The sequence below is a fragment of the Agrobacterium sp. BT-220-3 genome, from assembly GCF_025910175.1.
Taxonomy (GTDB): Bacteria; Pseudomonadota; Alphaproteobacteria; order Rhizobiales; family Rhizobiaceae; genus Agrobacterium; species Agrobacterium oryzihabitans.
The window spans coordinates 1,027,218-1,046,597 of record NZ_JAPAIX010000001.1; the positions used below are offsets into that span (position 1 = coordinate 1,027,218).

Sequence of the window (19,380 nt, forward strand, 5' to 3'; positions counted from 1 at the left end):
TATCGCGGCACGACCCGGCGGAAGATGCCGATCTTGATTTTTTGTTCTTGTAATGTTCTCATTTCTGCGTTAGGAATTTAATCATTCGAAGCGGCAGTGAAAGCCTCTTCGAACGGAAACGGTTTAGGGCGTTGGGCGTGCCTTCAAAGGTGCGTCATGACCTTGGAGCATCCAGATGAGAGACCATACGCTTTCAGGGCAGGCTGCCTTTCAGCCGCGCCATACGCCTGACATTGCCAATGCGCTGGCCGATGCATCGGGCCTGCGGATCGAGATCGACCGTCGTCGCGGCCGTGGCGCGGGTCTCAACCCGGATGGGCGTTTCGAGGCACTGCAGCGGGAGGTTTTCGACGATGGCTGGCAAACCCTGGAAGAGTTGCCGGCGTTCCGCACCGAGGTGCAGGTGGAAAAGCCGCGCAGCATTATCAGCCGCAATGAATCGCCCGACATTCCGTTCGACCGCTCCATCAATCCCTATCGCGGCTGCGAACATGGCTGCATCTATTGTTTCGCAAGACCTACGCATAGCTATATGGGGCTTTCGGCGGGGCTGGATTTCGAGGCCAAGCTGTTTGCCAAGCCGGATGCGGCAAAGCTGCTCGAAAGGGAGCTGGCGAAACCCGGCTACAAGGCGCGCGTCATCGCCATCGGCACCAATACCGATCCCTATCAGCCGATAGAACGCGAATGGCGCATCATGCGGCAGATATTGGAAGTGCTGGCGAAGGCCGAGCACCCTGTCGCCATCGTCACCAAATCCGCGCTGATCAAGCGGGATATCGATATTCTGGCGCCAATGGCCAGGAAGGGCCTCGCCAAGGTCGGCATTTCCGTGACGACGCTGGACCGCAAGCTGGCGCGCAGCATGGAACCGCGCGCCGCAACGCCGGAAAAACGGCTGGAGGCCGTCAAGGCGCTGACGGATGCAGGCATTCCCGTGGCCGTGATGATGGCGCCTGTCATTCCGGCGCTCAACGATCATGAGATCGAGCGCATTCTGGAAGCCGGCAAGGCCGCCGGCGCAACCGAGGCCTCCTATGTGCTGCTGCGCCTGCCGCTGGAGGTCAGCCCCCTCTTCCGCGACTGGCTGCTGCGCAACTATCCGGACCGCTACCGGCATGTCATGTCGCTGGTGCGCTCCATGCGCGACGGCAAGGATTACGATGCGGAGTTTGGAAAGCGCATGAAGGGCGCCGGTCCCTATGCCTGGCAGATCGGCAGGCGTTTCGAGATGGCAACGAAACGGCTTGGCCTCGTTCGCCGCGGCACTCATCTGCGCGACGATCTCTTCGTGCCGCCGGGTGGCGCAGGGGTTCAATTATCGCTGCTTTAAGCAGCAGATGCGGAAAGTGTCCGAGAGTGATGAATGCCGGAACTGAAGACGGCGTCGTCCCCGGGCTCGGTCCGGAGATGACGCCGACCATGAAGGATAATTCGCCAATAATCGGAGGCTCTGTGAGCCTTTAACAGACGGAATTCAGAACCATAGGAGCAACCTTCTTGTCTTGTTGCTCTCGACGAAATGCCCGGCGGGTTTTCCCTGGCCTGCCGGACATCACCCCCCGGAACCGCCGCCTCGCGTGCGATCATTTTTCCTCTGCCGCCCCGCTGGAGGATCAAAGGTCATGACGACCTCAGGGGTACGGTGAGCCACGCCCCTCGATCCCGGCTCACCGCGCCTGTCATCGCCCGCTTCCGGGGGCTTGCAGGAGATCGGGTGTGTGTGCAAGTTTCGCCGCATGAAACGCCGCACCGCACCCGATTCTCCTGCCCTCTTCGATCTTGCCGATACCGGCCCGGATTTCTCTTTCGAACTGGAAGCGAGAAGGAAGGGCCTCTGGCCCGTGGCCGGTACGGATGAGGCAGGCCGTGGACCTCTCGCGGGACCGGTCGTCGCTGCGGCGGTCATTCTCGATCCGGACAATATTCCGAAGGGCCTCGACGATTCCAAGAAGCTGACGAAGATGAAGCGGGAGAGCCTGTTCAGGCTCATCATGGAAACCTCTGTCGTTTCCGTCGCCTCCTCCGGTCCCGGCCTGATCGACAGCATGAACATCCTGCGCGCCAGCCTCGATGCCATGCGCCGCGCCGTGCTCGGCCTCGAAACCTCCCCCGCCCTCGTGCTGGCCGACGGCCGCGACAAGCCACCGGGCATCACCTGCGAGGCCAAGGCCGTCATCAAGGGCGATTCCCGCTCCCTCTCCATCGCCGCCGCCTCGATCATCGCCAAAGTAACCCGCGACCGGATGATGGAGCGGGCTGGCATCGTGCATTCGTCCTATGGTTTCGAAGGCCATGCCGGTTACGGGACGCCGGCTCATCTTCGAGCCATCGAAAGCCACGGGCCCTGCCCGCTGCACCGGATGAGCTTCCGGCCACTGAAGCAGGATTGATTACGCGACCGCCGTTTCTCCGAATTCAGGTCTATCCAACCACCATTGTGATGCGGCAGAGGAGACTAGCGGGACGGGCGCGGCGCAACATTGAATGCAACCATAATTTCGGTATTGCTCAAATTGGCCGTAAGGCACTTTTACAGCGCTTACCCCGCGTAAAAATAATATGCTCGTTTAGTTTTGGGCACGAGCACGATGATTCCGATACGCCCATATGAAAAGAAGTTTCCCTCACTTGAAATTGCATCATTTATTTCTGATTCGATGGCTTGATCAATAGTGATTCCAAAACCGTATTGATCGAGATAGTCGCTGAGTTCGACTTTGTCTACGTGCCATTCCTTGTCACTTATAATCGGTGTTTGTTGCCATCGGTAATACTGACCACGCCAGTCGCGAGCTAACTCGAAAGGGCATTTAGTGCTTTTAAGGTACTCAGTGCCGTGTGTTTCGATCAGTTCAGAGACTGCGTCCGGCAGTTGCAGCACGATAACACCCGTCTCGCTATCGCCGGGAAATCCGATGCCCCACGATCGTTCCTCAGCGTAGAGAACTTTAGTTATCCCCATACCGCATGGTGCAATAGCAAGACGATGATCCCGCTCAAACATTTTAAATCCAATATACGTGATCAATATTAATGCCGTGAGATATATTGTCCATTTACGCATTAAATTTCGATTTCCAGTGAATATTCTTAGGTATAATTTAAAATTACATTATTTCTTTACGTCTGTAATCGTGAAGCCGTAAGTCGGTCCGATACTTTTAACACCTCAAACAAAAAACCCCTCGCGGCAGAAGCCGGAGGGGTTTTTGAACAGTCCGATAGTGACCTTAGTTCAGCTTCGACTTCAGGTCGCTGATCGTCGCAGCGAAAAGCTTGGCTTTTGCGGCAGCGGTGGTCTTTTCGGCAATGAGCTTCTCGGAAGCGGCAATGGCGATGTCCACGGCGGCGGCGCGAACGGCGCCGATGGCGTCTTCTTCGGCCTGCTTGATCTTCTGCTCCGAAAGGGCCGTGCGGCGGACGACGAATTCTTCCGTCTTCTGCTTGGCTTCGGCGGTCAGGGCGGCGGCTTCGCGTTCGGCAGCGGCAACGATGCCTGCTGCTTCCGCTTCCGCTTCCTTGCGCTTGCGCTGATATTCAGCCAGCAGGTGCTGGGCCTCTTCACGCAGGCGCTTGGCTTCGGCCAGCTCGTCCTGAATGTTCTGGGCGCGCTCGTCCAGAGACTTGGTGAGCATGCCCGGAACCTTGAGATAGGCGATCAGGACGAAGAAAAGGATAAGGCCGACGAGAGCGAAAAATGATGCATCAAACGCCATATCAGGCTCCCTTCACATTCGAAGCGGCGGCAATGGCGGCCTTGACGTCGGTATCCTTGACCTTGGCGCCGACCAGCTGGTCGACAATCGCGGTCGCGGTTTCCTCGGCGATAGCGCCGACATCGGCAAAAGCCTGTTCCTTGATGCCCGCAATGCGCTTTTCGGCGGCGACGAGCTTTTCAGCAAGTCCGGCTTCGATCGCGGCGCGGTCGGCATCGGCCTTCGCCTTGGCGGCGTCACGTGCCGCGGAGCCGATCGAGCTTGCCTTGGCGCGGGCTGCCGCGAGTTCTTTTTCATAGGTTTCGACGGCAGCGTCAGCTTCGGTTTTCAGCCGTGCCGCTTCATCGAGATCCTGTGCGATGCGTCCATGACGGTTTTCGAGAATGCCGCCGACGCGAGGAACGATGACCTTCTGCATGAGCAGGTAGAAAAGGCCGAACGTGATCGCCAGCCACAGGACCTGCGATGCATAAGTAGACTGGTCGAACGGCGGGAAAACGCCGGAAGCACCGTGTTCAGCGCCGTGCGCTACACCGGTTTCCGTGTGCGTGGCTTCCGGTTGCGGCTGGCCGACAGCCGGAGTTTCCGTATGCGTTTCACCTACGGTCGGTGCTGACTGGGCATAAGCCTCGGTCACGAACATGCTCACCTCCAGGGGGACTGCAAATGCGAAGGATCACGGCACGCCATTAGCGCGAGCCGTGATCCAGACCTGATGCCGGTATTAGACAGCGAACAGGAGAAGGAGAGCAACGAGCAGCGAGAAGATGCCCAGAGCTTCCGTAACGGCGAAGCCGAATACCAGACGGCCGAACTGGCTGTCGGCAGCAGAGGGGTTGCGCAGTGCGCCGGACAGGTAATCACCGAAGATACGGCCGAGTGCGAGGGACGTACCAGCCATGCCGAGGCATGCGAGACCTGCGCCGATGTACTTTGCTGCTTCCGCTTCCATGTGAGACTCCTTGAGATATAGGTTGTTGCGGCTGTTTTTGACGCCCGTTTCCGGGGTCAGCGACTTTACTTCTCAGTGACCACCATGCACGGCGTCGTTCAGGTACATGCAAGTCAGTACCGCGAAGACGTATGCCTGCAGGAAGGCAACGAGAAATTCGAGAGCGGTCATTGCGACCGTCATGATGAGAGGCAGGACAGCGCCGCCGATGCCGAGCGCGCCGAGCGCGCCCATGGAGGCGACGAAGCCTGCGAAAACCTTGAGCGTGATGTGGCCGGCCAGCATGTTCGCGAAGAGACGAACGGAAAGGCTGATCGGACGCGACAGGAACGAGATCATTTCAATTGACGCGACAAGCGGCAAAAGCGCTTTCGGTACGCCCGAGGGGGCGAAGATGCCGAAGAAATGAAGACCGTGCTTGTAGAAACCGTAAACGACGACCGTGCCGATGACGAGGCAGGCGAGCGCGAAGGTGACGATGATCTGGCTGGTGACCGTGAAGAAATACGGGAACATGCCGAGAAGGTTTGCCGTCAGCACGAACATGAACAGCGAAAAGACGAAGGGGAAGAACACCATGCCCTTCTTGCCGGCGCCTTCGCGCAGCATGGAGGCGATGAATTCATAGGACATTTCAGCGACGGACTGCATGCGGGTCGGAATCAGACCGCGGTTCGACGTCGCGAAATAAAGGAAACCCGAAGCGGCAGCCACGGTCGCAACCATGAAAAGCGACGCATTGGTGAAGGAAAAATCGACGCCGCCAATTTCGATCGGAATGATCGGCTGCACCAAGAACTGATGGGTCGGATCGTTTGCCACCGGCTGCCCTCTTTACCTGTCGCCGCTCATGGCGGCATCTCAACTGCAAGAAAAAACAGCTTAAACGCCGCCTTTTCCACCCTCGTCTCGTCTGTCCGCCTTCTCCAGCAGCGGCGGCTTTGCCACCGCGCCCGTCGAGCGCAACACATTCAATACGCCTGCGCAGAAACCGAGAAGAAGAAGAACGATCATCCCCCACGGCGTCGTGCCGACAAAATAGTCCAGAAGATAACCCAGCATAGCGCCGACCACGATGGCCGAAATGAACTCCGATGAGAGCTTCACCGCCATCGCAAAACCTTTTCGGTTTTCCGCAGCGTTGGTCTCCGCCCTCACTTCCGCCTCATCCTCCGCCTTCACCTTTGCCAGCTCGTCAGCAAGGCGCTTGCGGCGCTCGTCCAGACTATCGTCACGGTTGCCAGTCATCTTAAAATCCCACCCATTTTCTCCGTTCCAGCCATGCCAGAACCCTTTGGAGTTGTAAACGGTGACGGATTAAGCCTGTTCCAGCCCGCTCTGAAGTCGCGCGCAACATAGTTTTAGGGGCTTCTCTAGTCAAGGCACTGAGGGTGCTTGTTTCAGCACAAATTAATCATTGAAAAACAATGACTTGATGCCAAATCGCCGTTTGACGGCGATGTTTCGCGAGGGAATCGGCATTTTTGACACGGAAAATGCGACAAATTGGCGGTGTGATCAGCTCCAGCCGCCACCATAGGTGCGGTAAAAGACGTGCAGGCCAATCCTGCCGACCTTCTTCATGGTCTTGCCCCAGGCGGGACGCACATAAACGGCATGATAATGGGTGGCGGAACCCACTTCCTTCAGCCAGATCTTGCCCGCGGTGGTGGCCATGGCCACTTCGCGCGCCATTTTCCAGTGGCGTTCGGAATTCACGCGGTCCTTGATATTGTCGCAGGCGAAGGAAAACTGGCAGCGGTTGCGCCAGTCCTTGTTCTGGTAGACCACGCCGCAGATGGTTTTGGGATAAGCGGGGTTGCGGACGCGGTTGAGGATGACCTGCGCGACGGCCGCCTGCCCCTTCACCGATTCTCCGCGCGCCTCGAAATAGATGCCGGATGAGAGGCATTGCTGTTCGGCCGGCGAAAACACCTCGGCCGGCAGCGGGGTCGCAGCCCAGGCGTGGTCTTCCTCGCTGATCTGCGGCACGAAACGTCCCGCCTCGGGCTTCCTGAGAATGGCGTCGAAAGGAGACTCGCGGGCAAAATCCGGTGCGGCGGGCGCGTAAGCCGTGGCGAGAATGTCCGGGGTCCTGTTGGTGATGAGTTCCGCCAGCATCGGCGAGACGCTCTTGTCCGCCTTCTTTTCATCACGACGGAAATAGAAAGAAGCGAGTTCGACATCCTTGCCGCGTTTCGGCTTGACGAAAGCGGTGCGGTCCTTGCGCTTCAGCGGCTCTATATCCAGCATGCTGGTGCGCTGCAGAACGGAACCGGCAGTGAAGGCCTTCGGCGGCTGCATGATTTCGGTTGCGACGATGCGGCCCTTCTTGGCGGCGCGGTTGACGCGGTCGCTATCGGGTGTCGTCTCCTCACCCTTCTTGTTGGTCACGAAGGCCACCTTGCGGCCATCGGGCAGGGTCATGCCGCTGCCATGCAGCGCCGCCTCCCCTGCCGCATCGTTGAAAGTGAGCGAGGCGTTGTGGACGGAACCGGCCGGAGAGGCTGTCAGCACCATGCGCCATTGCTCACCGCCATTGTCCAACCCGGCCAGCAGGGAGGCGAGATCAGCACGCGCAGCGAGGGAGGGAAAGACGAGCCAGGCGGCAAGGCCGAAGACGACCGGTGAGGCCCATCTGGACGTCCATGACTGAAAGGACGCGGAGGACCGACGACGCATTACACTTTTCGAACGCAAAACCAGCACTCCGAACACCGACAACCAAATTTGCTACAGGTGTTCGAGAATCTCTTATTAACCTTGATGCTTGGTTAACGCCGCGCCCGGACGTGGCTTCACGTTAATGTGTAACCATCTTCCAGGGTGCGGGCTCACCAAAGCCGAGGCAGGCGTTTCAAGGGAAGAGCCCGCGTGACTGCGATATCGGAAGATTGTATGTTTGCGGCATGGGACTATTGACCTTCAGCATTAACGTGACCTTGGACGGCTGTGTCGACCACCAGGAAGGTATAGCCGACAACGAGACACACGCCTTCTTCACTCGGCTCATGGACGAGAGCGGGGCGATGTTGTGGGGCCGCGTCACCTACGAAATGATGGAAAGCTATTGGCCGGCAGTCGCCCGCGGCGAAGCGGAGGCATCTCCGCCGATGCGCGATTGGGCGATCAAGCTGAATGCCAAGCCGAAATACGTGGTGTCGTCAACGCGAACCGACTTCCTCTGGAACAATAGCCACCACATCGCCGGTGATCTGCGAACAGCCATACAGAATCTCAAGGATGCGACCCCGGCGGGCGTGCTCCTGGGCAGTGGCAAGCTTGCGGCTGCGCTGGATCGGCTGGATTTGATCGACGAGTACAAGTTCCTCGTTCACCCCAGGATCGCCGGCCACGGCCCCACTTTGTACGAGAACGGTTTGCCGAGCGCGCGACACCTCGAACTGATTTCGGTAAAGCCGCTCCGCAACGGCGTTGTCGCCATGCATTACCGGCGCTCCTTGACGAAGCCGTAGGGCAGATTTCCATAAGCTTCGACCGGGTTTTCTCCGCGGCAACCAACGCGCATGCGACCCAATAGTCAGACGACGACGTGGGAGCCCAGTTCCACCACGCGGTTGGCCGGAAGGCGGAAATAATCCGACGGGTCGGCGGCGGTTTCGGCGAGCGCGATGAACAGGCGGTTCTGCCAGCCCGGCATGCCCGACTTCGGATCTGGCACCAGCTTGCGACGGCCGAGATAAAACGAGGTGGACATGATGTCGAACTTGTAGCCGGTGCGCCTCAGGTAACCCAGCGCCTGGGTGACGTTCTGGGTTTCCATGAAGCCGAAATGCAGTTCGACCACCGCAAAGCGATCGCTCAGTTTCGTGAGAGTATAACGATCTTCCGGGCGGACGCGCGGCTGGTCCTCGGTGCGGATCGTCAGGATGACGTTCTTGTCGTGAAGGACGTGGTTATGCTTGAGATTGTGCAGCAATGCGGCCGGCGCGGCCTCCGGATCGCCAGTCAGGAAAATCGCGGTGCCGGGCACACGCACCGGCGCATGGGCGCTTTCCTTCTCCACCGAAGCGACGAAGGCCTTGAGCGGCACATCGCTGCGACGGGTCTTGGCGAAGAGGATTTTCGAGCCGCGCTGCCAGGTGGTCATGATGATGGTGAAGGCGATTGCCAGCATCACCGGCACGTAACCGCCATCGTGGATCTTGAGCAGGTTGGCGCCGAGGAACACCAGTTCCAGCAGCAAAAGCGGCGCCAGCACGGCAAGGGCCAGCCAGATGGACCATTGCCAGCGCTTGCGCACGAATTCGAAGAACATCAGGCTGGTGACGACCATCGCACCGGTGACCGAAATGCCATAGGCGGTGGCCAGCGCATCCGAACTCTTGAAGGTGAGCACCAGCGCGACCACGCCGAACAGCAGGATGGTGTTGACGGCGGGAAGGTAGATCTGCCCGGTATTCGTTTCCGAGGTGAAGAGGATTTCCATGCGCGGCAGGTAGCCGAGGTGGATGGCCTGGCGCACCAGCGAAAACGCGCCTGTTATGACCGCCTGGCTGGCGATGATGGTGGCGGCGGTCGCCAGAATGACGGCCGGCAGGATCGCCCATTGCGGGAACATCAGGTAAAACGGATTGGACATTGCCGCCGGATCCTTGAGAACCAGCGCGCCCTGACCGAGATAATTCAGCGTCAGTGCCGGAAACACCAGACAGAACCATGCCCACTGGATGGGACGGCGGCCGAAATGGCCAAGATCGGCATAAAGCGCTTCAGCACCCGTGATCGTCAGGAAAACCGCGCCCAGCACGACGATGCCGTAAAAGCCTTCATTCGCCAGAAACTCGACCGCATGCCAGGGGTTGAAGGCATAGAGAATGCCGAAATCATCGGCGATGTGAATGAGGCCGGCAACACCCATGACCAGGAACCAGACCGCGGTGATCGGTCCGAAGAATTTCGCCACGGTTCCCGTGCCGTGCGACTGGATCGCGAAGAGGCCGATGAGAATGCAGACGGAAATCGGTATAATAAAGTCATCCATCGCCGGAGTGACGAGTTTCAGACCCTCCACCGCCGAAAGCACCGAAAGTGCAGGCGTGATCATGGCATCGCCCAGGAAAAGGGCAGCGCCGATGAGGCCGAGCACGATGAGAATGCTGCGGTGGGTGCCGGCCGTCTTCATCAACAGCGCCAGAAGTGAGAGCGTGCCGCCTTCGCCGTCATTGTCGGCGCGCAGCAGAAGCGTGATATATTTGAACGTCACGATGATCGTCAAAGCCCAGATCATCAGCGATGTCAGACCGATGACTTCCTCCCGCGTCACGCCATCATAGGCGATCGGCCGCAGGGCTTCGCGGAAGGCATAAAGAGGGCTGGTACCGATATCGCCATAAACAACACCGATGGAACCAAGGATCGCGGCATAAAGCCCCTTGTTCTGATGTTTGTCGTCCGAATCCGGTTTCTCGGCAACGTCCTTGTCGACGATTTGAGACATGATGATCCTGGCTCCTTAGAGCCAGCCCTTCCAACGAAAAAAGAGAAACGGGATGATTGCGGACATCAGCATGACGACGAGCGCGAGTGGATAACCAAATGTCCAGTTCAACTCCGGCATGAGCTGAAAGTTCATTCCGTAAACCGAAGCCACCAGGGTCGGCGGCAAAAACACCACCGAGGCAATAGAGAAAATCTTGATGATTCCGTTCTGCTCGATGTTGATGATGCCGAGAGAAGCGTCGAGCAGGAATGTCAGATTGCCGGAAACGAAGGAGGCATGTTCGGTCAGCGACTGGATATCGCGCCCGATCGACTTGCCCTGCTCCCTCACCTCCTTGTCCTGCTGCACCTGCGTGCTTGTGTGCAGAAAACCCTGCACACGGGCAAGCGATGCGAGACTGTCGCGCACTTTTGAGATGAGGCGGTGATAGGCGGCGATATTCGTCAGGCGTTCCTCGAGATAGCGCGGTTGCTTGCGCTTGCTGCGCGCCTGACTGCCGAGAATCTCGGCGGCGAGATTGTCGATGCCGGCCACCGAGTTTTCGAGGATTTCCGCCGTCCGGTCGACGATGGTTTCAAGCAGCTTCAAAAGCAGCACGGTGCCGCTGCGCATTTCATGCGGCGCGCGGGTGATGGCAGCGATGAAAAGGTTGAACGACTTCGGCTCGGCATAACGGATCGTCACGAGGCGTTTACCGGCAAGAATGAAGGCGACGTCGGTCAGGCGCGGATCGTCGGAGTCCGCCTTCCACACCAGAGAAGCGGTCATGAAGACATTGCCGTCTTCCATGTAAAGGCGGCTGGAGGGCTCGATGTCCTTCAAATCCTCGCGGGTGGGCAGGTCAAGCCCCAGCAGCTTTTCCACATGATGCTCTTCAGCCCTGTCCGGATTGACGAGATCGATCCAGACGACGTCGTCGGGAATCTGTTCGGAGCCGTCGTCTGGCGACAGGCTGATCGCCTCGCAATTGGCGCGATAGGCTTTTATCAATCCGTTTCTCCGGTCCGCATCGCAGGCTTCAGCCGCAATGCTGCTTAACATATCCTGTTCAAGGTCGGCAAACCTTTGGACGACACTTCAGGGAACGCTGGAACGGGCGGGATTTTCACATCTCGCCAGCCCGACGGACCAAGAGCCAAACGGCGCAGGCGTATGCTCCCAAAGCGAGAAGCAATCAAGCAATATTTTTTCGCGACAGCCTTGCAGGCGAAGCATCTCTGGAGATTAAACCCGAAGACCCTCTCCGAATGCACCGATTAATCTGCTGTATTTAAAGGATATTCTTTCTATTCCACCATTGGGTCGGCTTGTTGAACGCTATTCGAAAACGATTTTCGGCGCCGGTTTTCTTTCGTCCGCGCCGATGCGTGCCCAGACTTTTTCCGCAATATCGCGGTAGATCGCAGCCTGCGGGCTGTCCGGTTCTGCGGCAACAACAGGTGTTCCGGCATCCGACATTTCACGGATGGAAATGGTGAGCGGCACTTCGCCGAGGAACGGTACGCCGATCCTCTCGGCCTCCGCCTTTGCCCCGCCATGGCCGAAAATATCGTAACGCGCTCCCGTATCCGGCGCGATGAAATAGCTCATATTCTCGATGACGCCGAGCAGCGGAACTTCCACCTTGCGGAACATGGTGATGCCCTTGCGCGCATCGATGAGCGCCAGATCCTGCGGCGTGGAAACGATGACCGCGCCGGCGAGCGGCACCTGCTGGGCGATGGTGAGCTGCGCATCACCCGTGCCGGGCGGCATGTCGAGCACCAGCACATCGAGTTCGCCCCATGCGACTTCGCGCAGCATCTGCATCAATGCCGACTGCACCATCGGCCCGCGCCAGATCATCGCCGCTTCCTCATCCACCAGGAAGCCCATGGACATGACCTTCAGCCCATAATTCTCCATGGGAACGATGATGCGGTCTTCCTGCTGCTGCGGGCGACCGGAAATCTTGAGCAGTCTCGGCAGGGACGGACCGTAAATATCGGCGTCGAGCATGCCGACCCTGAGGCCGAGCGCCTGCAGACCGAGCGCCAGATTGACGGCGGTCGTCGACTTGCCGACCCCGCCTTTGCCCGAGGCAACCGCGATGATGGCGCCGACGCCCGGGACCCCGACCTTGGAAGAGCGTGGCTGGGCGGCCGGGCGGCCGGCTGCGGCGGCGGGGCGCGGCGGTGGCTCTTTGCCCGGTTTGCGATCCGCGGTCAGCGCCACGACTGCGCCGACAATGCCTTCGACACTTTTGGCGGCCTTTTCCGCCGAAAGCCTCAACGGTTCCATATCGGCTGCCTTGTCGGCGGGAACGGTGATCGAGAAATAGGCTTTCGCGTCGGCAATGAAGATTTCAGAGACCATGCCGAGCGCCACGATGTTTTTATCGCTGCCGGGATAGATGACGGCCTCCAAAGCCTTCTCGACCTGGTTCTTGCTGACCTCTGCCATAATTTTACTCCGCTACATCATCCCGCCGGATAGGGGCTCAATTCCGCGCCATCCATAGACAAGCCAGAGCGCTTAGCCAATGCTAAAGAAGATGGTGCGGACATTCGCGACGATTTAACACCCCGGTTTCAGATTTCGTCGTCCATATCGAGTGTTTCCGGGTCGAAAACGCGGCCATCGAAAAAACAATCTGGACCGAGCACGAGGCCGGTGCGCGAGGCACCGACATGCACCGGCTCCCTGAGCGTGCCTTCCAGCTTCAGGTTTGCGCCCGGCACGGGCACAAAAAGCGGCTTCATCGCCTTGCGGAAGATATCCGGCCGGTAGGCATTGCGCGCAGCCTCCACCACGACCGCGTCGAACCGGCGCTCGGCGGGAACCTCGCCCCAGCGCAACATCTGGCTGAAGAACCACAGGGCCTGGCTCTGCCAGGGGAAATTGGCGGCCTTGGCGCTCGTCACGAAAAATTCCGGATTGCGCCGCATGTCCCGCAGCGAGGTGGAAATATATCCCGTCAGCGCCGGAAGCAGGAATTCGCCGTTTTCGTCAATATAATGGGGAGCGGCGAGAATGCCGGTGAGTTCTTCTATATTGGCGGGATTGGCGCACCATTCGCCGGCACGGTAAAGTGCGCGCAGCAGCCCCTCCAGCAGGGTGGCGTTCGCCTCCGCCCATGGCCGCTTCGTGGCCAGCATCTTTTCCGGGGCATTGTGCCAGATCAGCGCTCCGGTCGTGACGATCCGTCCGGCACCCCCCAGAACCACGGCGCTGCCCGCCGGCTCGGCGGTACAGAGCGCATCGACCTTGCCGCTTTCCAGAAGTGCCGGCATCGCCTTCGGCAGGGCTTCGACAATTTCCATATCCCGCCCGAGCAGCACGCCACAGCTTCCGAGCAGATATCGCAGGGCATAAAACGGTGTGGAGACGATATCCTCGACCGCGAATACAGGCGGGTTCCCGCCCGCGGCCCGGCGCGCGGCACAGACACGGGCCATGGCTCGCCCGAAGGCCGCCGGATCCGGCAGCTTCAAACCTTCACGGTAAAGCTCGTCGTAAAATCCATGAGAAACGGTCGTTGCCGATCCGCCAAGGGAGAGTGTAAAAACACCGATGATATCGGCGGGCAGATCGTCGAGGCCAACGGCGGAACCGACCGGAAGCGGCGCGGGCAGATGCGCGATCTGAACGTCATTCTCGTCAAGTGCGGCAAGCACGGCGCGCGCGGACTGCTTTCGGACGAGTTCCAGTTCTATGCCTTCATCGGCAGCAAAGCCTTTCTCGGCAGCGGCTACCAGCACGGCGCAGTCGACAGTCGGAGAAAATCCCGCTTTTACCTTATGCCGTTCCGGCAAACGATTTCTCCTTTCCGGTGATTCGAAAGAAGGATCGCCCAGGAACCCGTTTATCACAATGATAAAATTGCGATTTCGCTATTTAATCAGGCCGACGCGCAGAGCCTTGGCAACCGCCTGGGTGCGGTTGACCGTGTCGAGTTTTTTCGTCGCGCGGTTCAGGTAATGATTGATGGTATGCTCAGACAGCATCATGATTTCAGCGATTTCGGCGCTGGTCTTGCCGGCCGCCGTCCAGTTCAGACAGTCTATTTCCCGCTCGCTCAATGTTTCGGGCACGCGCAGGTCCAGTCGGCGGATTTCAGATAGCCGGGCAAAGATATGGCTGGAAATATAGAAAAGCTCCGCCAGCTGGCTGAGCGGCAGAACCGTCTTATTGCCGGAGAACGACACTGCGCCCCTCGTCGTGGTGATGTCGTGAACGGGAAACCAAACCGAATTGATCATTTCGAACCGCTCGAAGAGACCGATTACCGATTTCCTGGCGATATGTTCGTCACCCTTGGCCAGAAAATCCATGGAAACGGAAAAGGGTGCGGTCGATTTTTTCAACTGCGCCATCACCCGGCTGTTCTGCAGCATGCCCTCTTCATCGTAACGCTGCAAAAGTTCGGCCGGCCAGCTGGTGATGATGGTATATTGCGACAGCTCGCTCGCCATTTCGGACGACAGGTCGAGTACCATGAAGGCCTTGAATTCCCATGCCTCCGTAAGCCGTTTCAAAAAACGGAATATGTCGAATTGCGTGTTCAGATCGGCGATCTCGCGAACGCAATCCACACCAATCGACTGAACGGCGGCCGTCTCTGTTTTCTGCATGAAAGCTGTTCTTCGAGAATGAGAAAATGCCGCCGCAAAGACCCCCTTTGCCCGGAATTGCGGATGTTACTCACCAAATCGATTCATGCAAACAAAAGTTGAAAACTTAATTCAGAATAATCGAAAATACGATTTCACTTTCACAAACCCGTTCTCTGCCAGCGTTTCGCTAGCCCTGTTTTATTCAACCGTCCGCAACCGGGGATAATTTGAAAGCAAGTTCCGCCGCAATTTTATCCGCGGTTTCGCGCACCAGCGGTCCCCATTTGCGAAGCTGTTCCAGATCAACGCGATAGGCGGGACCGGTGACGGAAATCGCCGCATAAAAATTGCGCCCGGGCGCCCGCACCGGAGCGGCAACACAATGGATTCCGATCTCGTGCTCCTGCAGGTCGAAGCCATGACCGTTTTTGCGGATAGCCGAGACATCCTCAATCAACGCCTCCGGGGTTACGAGCGTGTTTTGTGTGAAGCGGTGAAAGTCCAGCCCTGCGGCGATCCCCGCCAGATCCTTGATGGCAAGCAGCGAAAGCGCGGCCTTGCCCACCCCCGTGCAATAGACCGGCGAGGTTTTGCCGACCTGCGAATGCATGCGCAGACTTTGCTTGCCCTCCATCTTGTCGAGGTAGGTGACCTGGCCGCCGTTCAAAACGGCGAGATGCACGGATTCCTGCGTCGCCTCCTGCAGCGCTGCCAGGTGGGGGGCGGCAATGCTGCGCAGATCGTTGCCGCTCCAGGCTTTCGCCGCCAGTTGCAGCAGCCTCAAACCCACGGCATAGGTCTGGTCGGCGGCATGGTCGATCAGACCTTCGGCGACGAGATGGGAGAGCTGGCGATGAACGGTGCCGCGCGGCTGGCCGCAAGCCTCGACCACATCGGTAAAGCGCATCGGTTTCTCGGCAAAGGCAATGAGTTCCAGAAGCGAGACGGCCTTTCCGAGCGTGCCGGTCACGGTTTCCGTTTTTCGCGCCCGGCCCGGAACGGCGTCATGCTTTTGATCATCGGGCTTTTTAAGATTGGGCTTTTTAGGATCAGGCATGGCAACATCCACCGTCATCTGCCTTGACATAAGCGTGACGCCAAGAGAATAATTCCATTTAGTAAAATCTAGTTCCATATATTGGAACAATCAAGCCCTCAATGGATGAGACGATGCCGATGACGCAAGCCCATTTCCCTGACCTTAAGGACGCGGGCGTGCTCGTCACCGGCGGCGGCTCGGGCATCGGCGCATCGCTGGTGGAAGCCTTTGCCATGCAGGGGGCGAAGGTCGCCTTCATCGACATTGCGGAAGAGCCGAGCCTCGCGCTTGTCCGGCGGCTTTCGGCAATGGCGCCTCACCCGGTGCATTTTTTCAAGACCGACCTCAGCGACATTCCCGCGATCGGAAGGACAGTGGAGGCGGCGGCATTCGCCACCGGCGGCCTCAAGGTGCTGGTCAACAACGCCGCATGGGACGACCGCCACGACATCGACACCGTGACGGAAGCCTATTGGGATGCCAATCAGGCCGTCAATTTGAAGCAGATGTTCTTCACCATTCAGGCGGCGCTTCCCCATTTGAGAAAGGCGAAGGATGCGTCCATCGTCAATTTCTCCTCGATCTCGTTTCTCCTGAACATGGGCGATCTCCCCTCCTATGCGGCGGCCAAGGCCGGGATCATCGGCCTGACGAAAAGCCTTGCCGGCAGGCTGGGGCCGGAAAACATCCGCGTCAACGCGCTTTTGCCGGGCATGATCGTGACGGAACGGCAGAAGGAACTGTGGCTGACGGATGACGGGATTGCCGCGACCACGGCGCGGCAATGTCTCAAGCGCACGCTTGTCGCCGCCGATCTGGCGGGGCCGTGCCTGTTTCTCGCATCATCGGCATCGAGCGCCATCACGGCGCAATCCATAATCGTAGACGGAGGCCTGTTATAATGTCTGAACCCGCTTTTATCGCCGTTGACTGGGGCACGACCAGCTTCCGGCTCTGGCTTCTCAGCCGATCAGGCGCGGTGCTGGCCGAACGACGCAGCGCGGAAGGCATGACGACAGCCATGCGCACCGGTTTTGCCGAGGTGCTGCAATCGCATCTCGACGCCATCGGCGCGCCCGACAACCTGCCGGTTCTCGTCTGCGGCATGGCGGGGGCGCGGCAGGGCTGGGTCGAGGCTGGCTATATAGACGTGCCGGCATCGCTTTCCGCGGTTCTCGACGGTGCGGTTCGTGTGCCGGGTCAGGCGCGGGATGTGCGCATTCTGCCGGGGTTGGCGCAGCGGGATAAAAACGCGCCCGATGTGATGCGCGGCGAGGAAACGCAGCTGCTCGGCGCACTCGCTTCCGCCGACGCCGGCGAAAAGCTGGTCTGCATGCCCGGCACGCATTCCAAATGGGTGACGGTCAAGGGCGGCGACGTTACCGGCTTTGCCACGTTCATGACCGGCGAACTCTTCGAGGTCATCTCCAAGCAGACGATCCTTTCCCATGCGGTGGCCGAGGCCGAAGCCTTTAATGGCGAACACGAGGCCTTCAAGGCGGCCGTACGCGACATCTACGCCAATCCGCAGCTGGCGACCAACCGGCTGTTCACCCTGCGCTCCGGGCAGTTGCTGCATGGCCTTGCCGCAACCGACGCCAAGGCCAAGCTTTCCGGCATCATGATCGGGCTGGAAATCGCCGGCGCGCATTCCACCGCAAGGCGGGATACGCCGGTGGTGCTGATCGGCTCCGGCGCACTTGGCGCGCTTTACGAGGGTGCATTCGCAGCCCTGGACATTCAATATACGGTCATCGATGCAGATGAGGCCGTGCGGCGCGGATTGCTGGCCGCTGCAAATGCCATCTGGCCCTAAATCATATAGTGTGAGCGGAATTTCTCGCGAAAACCGCCCGCACTTGTCGCCATTCCGCTTCAGGACGAAAGAAACACCATGCGTATCCCCTTCCCTTCCATAAAATATCCGCTGATCGCCATTCTGCGCGGTCTGAAACCCGAGGAAACCGAAGGCGTCGTCGGCGCGCTGATCGAGACCGGCTTCCGCGCCATCGAGATCCCGCTCAACTCCCCCGATCCGTTCCGTTCGATCGAGATCGCCGCGAAGATGGCGCCCGCCGATTGCCTGATTGGCGCGGGCACCGTGCTGAGCGTGGAAGACGTGGAATCGCTGGATGCGGCCGGCGGCAAGCTGATGGTCAGCCCCAACGCCGATGCGGATGTGATTGTCGCCGCGCGCGTCAAGGGCATGGTGACGATGCCGGGCGTTCTTACCCCCACCGAGGCGCTGGTTGCCGCAAAGGCCGGGGCGACGGGGCTGAAGTTCTTCCCCGCCAGCATCATCGGCCCCGCCGGTATCAATGCCATCAGGACAATCCTGCCGAAGGATCTGGTCATCGCCGCCGTCGGTGGCGTGTCGGACAAGAATTTCGCCGAATATACCAAGGCCGGCATCCTTGCCTTCGGGCTTGGAACAAGCCTCTACAAGCCCGGCATGACGGCGGCGGAGGTTCGGGAACGTGCCACCGTCACGCTTTCTGCCTATGACGCCGCAATCGGAGGATAAGAGCTTGGCAACCGTTTTTCCCTTTGCCGGACAGGTTCTGGACGAGACGCCGATGACGCTTGGCGAAGGCCCGACCTTCGACGCGACGACCGGCACCGCCTGGTGGTTCAATATTGTCGAACGGGAGCTGCATGAGCTGCATTTCGCTTCCGGCCGCAAAACTGTCTATGCCCTGCCTTTCATGGGTAGCGCATTGGCCAAGATCAGCGACAGCAAGCAATTGATCGCATCCGATGACGGCCTTTTCCTGCGTGACACGGCGACCGGTGTGCTGACGCTGCATGCGGAACTGGAAAAGGACATGCCCGGCAACCGCTCCAATGATGGGCGCATGCATCCCTCGGGCGCGCTCTGGATCGGCACGATGGGCCGGAAAGCGGAAACCGGCGCGGGCAGCATCTACCACGTCGCCAAAGGGACCGTCACCAAGCTGTTTGCTGAAGTCAGCATTCCGAATTCCATCTGCTTTTCACCTGACGGCGCGACCGGATACTACGTCGACACCAAGGTGAATAAACTGATGAAGGTGCCTCTTGATGCCGAGACAGGCCTTCCCTCCGGTAAGGCCGAGGTGCTGGTCGATTCCGCCGGTATCGATGGCGGCATAGACGGCTCGGTCTGCGATGCGGAAGGTCATATCTGGAACGCCCGCTGGGGCATGGGGGCGGTCGATCGTTACGATGCCAATGGCAAGCATATCGAACGCTATCTGGTGCCGGCGGGACAAACCACCTGCCCGGCCTTCATCGGCCCCGATGCGTCCCGTCTTCTCGTCACATCCGCCCGCGAAAATCTCGACGACGACGCCATTGCCGCCAACCCGCAGCACGGAAAGACATTCGAGCTTGGGATTGAGGTGAAAGGCCGGTTCGAGCCGCTCTATAAGCTGTAGGGTTTGGCCCAGCAGTCTTCTCCTCATTCCTGTGCCTGTCACAGGAATCTAGCCAGCCCAAGTCTTTGGGCTGAAAAGACTCTTCCCGCCGCGCGGACGCGCGTCGGCTGGATTCCTGTGACAAGCACAGGAATGAGGGCTGTGGGGATGCACCCACACATAAACCTTAGACTGATATACCAAAGAACGTCGCAG

At 59.1% G+C, this 19,380-nt stretch carries 20 protein-coding genes; 7 read left to right on the forward strand and 13 right to left on the reverse strand.

The genetic code is table 11. The features are described from left to right. Positions 1–175: 175 nt before the first annotated feature. Both OK142_RS05290 and rnhB read left to right on the forward strand, forming a co-directional pair. Positions 176–1,333, forward strand: a complete 1,158-nt coding sequence (locus tag OK142_RS05290; RefSeq protein ID WP_498681458.1) for a PA0069 family radical SAM protein — start codon at positions 176–178, stop codon at positions 1,331–1,333. 406 nt (positions 1,334–1,739) lie between these two features. After that, positions 1,740–2,393 (forward strand): ribonuclease HII, encoded by a 654-nt coding sequence (rnhB, locus tag OK142_RS05295; protein WP_498681737.1) that lies wholly within the window; start codon positions 1,740–1,742, stop codon positions 2,391–2,393. Positions 2,394–2,542: 149 nt separating this feature from the next. On the opposite strand, the gene OK142_RS05300 is transcribed toward rnhB, so the two are convergent. The 7 genes from OK142_RS05300 to OK142_RS05330 all read right to left on the reverse strand — a co-directional run bounded on the left by OK142_RS05300 (position 2,543) and on the right by OK142_RS05330 (position 7,353). Then, the gene (locus OK142_RS05300) at positions 2,543–3,067 is read right to left on the reverse strand and encodes a hypothetical protein (RefSeq protein WP_137037185.1); all 525 of its coding nucleotides are present in this window, start codon (positions 3,065–3,067) and stop codon (positions 2,543–2,545) included. A 166-nt stretch (positions 3,068–3,233) separates the two neighbouring features. Then, entirely contained in the window at positions 3,234–3,719 is a 486-nt protein-coding gene (locus OK142_RS05305) for a F0F1 ATP synthase subunit B (RefSeq protein ID WP_498681459.1), read from the reverse strand. Position 3,720: 1 nt separating this feature from the next. Further along, positions 3,721–4,362 (reverse strand): F0F1 ATP synthase subunit B, encoded by a 642-nt coding sequence (locus OK142_RS05310; RefSeq protein ID WP_082183812.1) that lies wholly within the window; start codon positions 4,360–4,362, stop codon positions 3,721–3,723. 81 nt (positions 4,363–4,443) lie between these two features. Next, positions 4,444–4,671, reverse strand: a complete 228-nt coding sequence (locus OK142_RS05315) for a F0F1 ATP synthase subunit C (RefSeq protein ID WP_003494147.1) — start codon at positions 4,669–4,671, stop codon at positions 4,444–4,446. Between the two features lie 72 nt (positions 4,672–4,743). Further along, positions 4,744–5,493: a F0F1 ATP synthase subunit A gene (locus OK142_RS05320; protein WP_003494138.1), complete on the reverse strand. Its 750-nt coding sequence runs from the start codon at positions 5,491–5,493 to the stop codon at positions 4,744–4,746. Positions 5,494–5,553: 60 nt separating this feature from the next. Continuing rightward, positions 5,554–5,919 carry an AtpZ/AtpI family protein gene (locus tag OK142_RS05325; RefSeq protein WP_003521044.1) on the reverse strand — a complete coding sequence of 122 codons (366 nt, stop codon included), beginning with the start codon at positions 5,917–5,919 and terminating at the stop codon, positions 5,554–5,556. A gap of 270 nt (positions 5,920–6,189) precedes the next feature. Continuing rightward, positions 6,190–7,353 (reverse strand): cell wall hydrolase, encoded by a 1,164-nt coding sequence (locus OK142_RS05330; RefSeq protein WP_498681465.1) that lies wholly within the window; start codon positions 7,351–7,353, stop codon positions 6,190–6,192. A gap of 227 nt (positions 7,354–7,580) precedes the next feature. On the opposite strand from OK142_RS05330, the gene OK142_RS05335 reads away from it, so the two are divergent. After that, entirely contained in the window at positions 7,581–8,147 is a 567-nt protein-coding gene (locus tag OK142_RS05335; RefSeq protein WP_498681467.1) for a dihydrofolate reductase family protein, read from the forward strand. Between the two features lie 65 nt (positions 8,148–8,212). On the opposite strand, the gene OK142_RS05340 is transcribed toward OK142_RS05335, so the two are convergent. The 6 genes from OK142_RS05340 to OK142_RS05365 form a co-directional block, all read right to left on the reverse strand. Then, a complete protein-coding gene (locus tag OK142_RS05340; protein WP_082183806.1) occupies positions 8,213–10,132 on the reverse strand; it encodes a potassium transporter Kup in 1,920 nt (639 codons plus the stop codon). 15 nt (positions 10,133–10,147) lie between these two features. Beyond that, entirely contained in the window at positions 10,148–11,125 is a 978-nt protein-coding gene (gene corA, locus OK142_RS05345; RefSeq protein WP_216330818.1) for a magnesium/cobalt transporter CorA, read from the reverse strand. 327 nt (positions 11,126–11,452) lie between these two features. Next, entirely contained in the window at positions 11,453–12,577 is a 1,125-nt protein-coding gene (locus tag OK142_RS05350; protein ID WP_498681472.1) for an Mrp/NBP35 family ATP-binding protein, read from the reverse strand. A gap of 128 nt (positions 12,578–12,705) precedes the next feature. Continuing rightward, on the reverse strand, positions 12,706–13,929 hold the full coding sequence (locus OK142_RS05355) for a CmpA/NrtA family ABC transporter substrate-binding protein (RefSeq protein ID WP_498681474.1): 1,224 nt from the start codon (positions 13,927–13,929) through the stop codon (positions 12,706–12,708). 78 nt (positions 13,930–14,007) lie between these two features. Next, positions 14,008–14,748 carry a helix-turn-helix transcriptional regulator gene (locus OK142_RS05360; RefSeq protein ID WP_003494120.1) on the reverse strand — a complete coding sequence of 247 codons (741 nt, stop codon included), beginning with the start codon at positions 14,746–14,748 and terminating at the stop codon, positions 14,008–14,010. A gap of 184 nt (positions 14,749–14,932) precedes the next feature. Further along, positions 14,933–15,817: an IclR family transcriptional regulator gene (locus OK142_RS05365; protein ID WP_498681476.1), complete on the reverse strand. Its 885-nt coding sequence runs from the start codon at positions 15,815–15,817 to the stop codon at positions 14,933–14,935. A gap of 71 nt (positions 15,818–15,888) precedes the next feature. On the opposite strand from OK142_RS05365, the gene OK142_RS05370 reads away from it, so the two are divergent. From OK142_RS05370 to OK142_RS05385, 4 genes are all read left to right on the forward strand, one after another. Next, a complete protein-coding gene (locus tag OK142_RS05370; RefSeq protein WP_498681478.1) occupies positions 15,889–16,671 on the forward strand; it encodes an SDR family NAD(P)-dependent oxidoreductase in 783 nt (260 codons plus the stop codon). Next, positions 16,671–17,585 (forward strand): 2-dehydro-3-deoxygalactonokinase, encoded by a 915-nt coding sequence (locus tag OK142_RS05375; protein WP_498681480.1) that lies wholly within the window; start codon positions 16,671–16,673, stop codon positions 17,583–17,585. Before OK142_RS05370 ends, OK142_RS05375 begins: the two co-directional genes overlap by 1 nt. 78 nt (positions 17,586–17,663) lie before the next feature. Further along, positions 17,664–18,293, forward strand: coding sequence for a 2-dehydro-3-deoxy-6-phosphogalactonate aldolase (locus tag OK142_RS05380; protein ID WP_216330809.1), 630 nt, complete (start codon positions 17,664–17,666; stop codon positions 18,291–18,293). A gap of 4 nt (positions 18,294–18,297) precedes the next feature. Next, positions 18,298–19,185, forward strand: coding sequence for an SMP-30/gluconolactonase/LRE family protein (locus OK142_RS05385; RefSeq protein WP_498681484.1), 888 nt, complete (start codon positions 18,298–18,300; stop codon positions 19,183–19,185). Positions 19,186–19,380 lie beyond the last annotated feature (195 nt).